The organism is Immundisolibacter sp. (genome assembly GCF_028696615.1).
Taxonomy (GTDB): domain Bacteria; phylum Pseudomonadota; class Gammaproteobacteria; order Immundisolibacterales; family Immundisolibacteraceae; genus Immundisolibacter.
In genome coordinates this window covers 1-2,733 of record NZ_JAQVGQ010000303.1, presented here as the reverse complement: position 1 = coordinate 2,733, position 2,733 = coordinate 1, and the positions used below count along the sequence as shown (strand labels likewise).

The 2,733-nt window shown below is 71.4% G+C and carries 6 protein-coding genes; all 6 read left to right on the top strand.

All coding sequences use genetic code 11. The annotated features are described in order from the left end of the window. Positions 1 to 2 precede the first annotated feature (2 nt). The 6 genes from PHC73_RS13570 to PHC73_RS13545 are packed head-to-tail and all read left to right on the top strand — an operon-like array spanning position 3 to position 2,657. Positions 3 to 419, top strand: coding sequence for a hypothetical protein (locus PHC73_RS13570; protein ID WP_300129323.1), 417 nt, complete (start codon positions 3 to 5; stop codon positions 417 to 419). An 8-nt stretch (positions 420 to 427) separates the two neighbouring features. Continuing rightward, positions 428 to 649, top strand: coding sequence for a hypothetical protein (locus tag PHC73_RS13565; RefSeq protein ID WP_123770460.1), 222 nt, complete (start codon positions 428 to 430; stop codon positions 647 to 649). A gap of 2 nt (positions 650 to 651) precedes the next feature. After that, on the top strand, positions 652 to 1,404 hold the full coding sequence (locus PHC73_RS13560) for a hypothetical protein (RefSeq protein ID WP_300129321.1): 753 nt from the start codon (positions 652 to 654) through the stop codon (positions 1,402 to 1,404). 10 nt (positions 1,405 to 1,414) lie between these two features. Continuing rightward, on the top strand, positions 1,415 to 1,843 hold the full coding sequence (locus PHC73_RS13555; RefSeq protein WP_132766462.1) for a DUF6631 family protein: 429 nt from the start codon (positions 1,415 to 1,417) through the stop codon (positions 1,841 to 1,843). Then, positions 1,843 to 2,007, top strand: a complete 165-nt coding sequence (locus PHC73_RS13550) for a hypothetical protein (RefSeq protein WP_300129317.1) — start codon at positions 1,843 to 1,845, stop codon at positions 2,005 to 2,007. The genes PHC73_RS13555 and PHC73_RS13550 overlap by 1 nt, the downstream gene beginning before the upstream one ends. After that, positions 2,004 to 2,657 (top strand): DUF6441 family protein, encoded by a 654-nt coding sequence (locus PHC73_RS13545; protein ID WP_300129315.1) that lies wholly within the window; start codon positions 2,004 to 2,006, stop codon positions 2,655 to 2,657. Before PHC73_RS13550 ends, PHC73_RS13545 begins: the two co-directional genes overlap by 4 nt. Positions 2,658 to 2,733: the final 76 nt, after the last annotated feature.

Below are 2,733 nucleotides of genomic sequence, written 5' to 3'. Positions count from 1 at the left end.
CGGTGCGCGAGCGCCTGCTGCGCATCCTGATCGATCGGCTCAGGGCGGCCCTGGCCCCGGCGCCCGTGCTGCGCCAGCCGGCCACACCGCTGCCCCGCGAGGCCGGCCCGGCACTGCTCGTCTTCGTCGAGGGCGACGCCCTCACCGCGCATGCCAACCGGCTGGTGGACCGGGCGCTCACCGTGCGCCTGGTCGCGCTCGCGCGCGGCGCGGACGCCTTCGACGCGGCCGACCGGCTGATCGTCGCCGCCCACGCCGCCGTGCTCGCGGACCCGAACCTGGGCGGCCTGGCGCTCGCGGTGCGCGAGCTCGACGCCGACTGGGACGCCGACGACCTCGATGCCGGCACGGTGACGCTGCCGGCGCGCTACGAGATCCGCTACCGCACCACGCTGACCGACCTCACGACCACGGGATGACCCATCCAATGCACATCGAACTGCTCCAAGCCCACACCCACGCCGGTCGGCGCTTGAGCGCCGGCGCGCGGCTGGACCTGCCCGAGGCCAGCGCCCGCTGGCTGATCGCCCAGGGCGCGGCCCGGCTCGTCACGCCGGACTCCCCGGCGCCGGCCGCATCCCTCAAACCCTCGCGCCGTGACGGTCCCGCCGCCGCGGCCCCGTCCACGCCCACCCCCACGGGAGACTGACCATGGCCTACTTCTCCGGACAAGGGCGCGTCTACATCGGCGCGCGCGATGCGGCCGGCAACCCCGCCGGCCTCACCTTCGTCGGCAACGTGCCGGAACTGAAGGTGTCGCTGTCGGTGGAGACGCTGGAACACCAGGAGGCGCAGTCCGGCCAGCGCCTCACCGACCTGCAGCTCATCAAGACCAAGAAGGGCGAGTTCGCCTGCACGCTGGAGGAGCTCAGCAGCGGCAACCTCGCGCTCGCCCTCTACGGCCACTCGACCACGGTGGCACCGGGCACGGTCACCGGCGAGGCGCTGCCCAACCCGGTGACCGCGGGCCACCTCTATCCGCTCGCACACCAGAACGTCTCGGCGGTGCAGATCCAGGATTCCGACAGCCCGCCCAAGCCCCTGCCGGCGACGCAGGTCCAGGTGCATGCCAAGCACGGCTCGGTGCTGATCCTCGACGCCACGACCGGCGGCCCCTATGTCGAGCCCTTCACCGTCGATTACGCCTTTGGTGCCGCGCAGAGCACGGCGATGTTCACCCGGCCGCTGCCCGAGCGCTGGATCCGCTTCGAGGGCCTGAACACCGCCGACGCCAACCGCGAGGTGGTGATCGACCTCTATCGCGTGGCGATCAACCCGGCCAAGGAGCTTTCGATCATCACCGACGAACTGCTGAAGTTCGAACTCTCCGGCCAGGTGCTGGCGGACCTCTCCAAACCCACCGACGGCGAGCTCGGCCAGTTCGGCCGCCTGGTGCTCTTGTAAGGGGATGGCGATGACCGATAGCAATACCGACTTCCAGACCTTCCCGCCCGTGCCCCAGGTGGTCACGGTGGCGGGCACCGCGGTGGAACTCACGCCGATCCGGCTGGGCGAGTTGCCGCGGATCCTCGCCGCGGTGCGGCCCATCGCCGCCGATCTCTCGGCCGAGCCGGATTGGCTCGCGCTGCTGGCCCGGCACGGCGAGGCGGTGCTGGATCTGCTCGCGCTCGCCACCCGGCGCGAGCGTGCCTGGATCGAGGGGCTGGCGCTCGACGAGGCCGTCACCCTGGCCGCCGCCGTGTTCGAGGTGAACGCGGATTTTTTCGTGCGGCAGGTGGCGCCGAGCATCGCGCAGGTGGGCGAGCGGCTGGCGCCGATCCTCTCGGCTGGGACGATGCCGTCGCCCGGCTCGTCGCCTGCGGTCACCGCCCCGCCGAGGTGATGGGCTACACGCTCACGCAAGTGCGCGGCTTGCTGGCCGCCCACGAGCGACAGGAGCGCCGGCAGAACGCCTTGCGGCTGGCCTTGCACGCAGTGGCGGCCCAGGGCGACCGGGCGGCCATCGAGCGGCTGCAGCGCGAGTTGTGGGAGGACGTGCGGCCATGAAACTGACGCTCACCACCGAGGGACTGCTCGATCCGAGGCGGCTCTCGGCCTGGAGCGCCGAACGCCGGCGGGCGATCCACGCGGCGGTGGCTAAGGGGATGGCTGTAGGCGGCCGCGAGGTGCGCGAGGCCGCCCGCGCCCAGATGCGCAGCGCCTTCCAGGTGCGGCGCGCGAGCTTCTTCGCCTCGCTGCAAGCCAAGGTGTTCGACAAGAAACCCGATCGCCTGCCCGCCCTGTGGGTGGGAAGCCGAATCCCCTGGCTCGGCATCCACACGCACGGCGGCACGGTGGCGGGCCGGATGCTGATCCCGCTGCTGCCCACCCGCATCGGCCCCAAGCGTTTCAAGGCCGTGATCGACGGCCTGATGCGCTCGGGCAACGCCTTCTTCGTCGAGAAGGACGGCCGCGTGCTGCTGATGGCCGAGAACCTCCGGGAGAACGCCGCGCAGCTTGGCCGCTTCAAGCGTGCCGAGCGCGAGCGCAGCGGCGTCAAGCGCCTGCAGCGCGGCCAGGAGATTCCGATCGCCGTGCTGGTGCGGCGGGTGGATCTGAAGCGCCGGTTCGATCTCGCGGCAGGCGTGCAAGGCGCCTTGCCGGCCTTGGCGCGGGCGATCGAGCGGGAATTCGGCCACAGGGATGTGATTACTTGAAGATCTGCCAGTTGTCCCGGAAAGGCTCCAGCGAGCGCCAACCGATGCCGGGGAACTTGGGATCGTCGAGGTACCT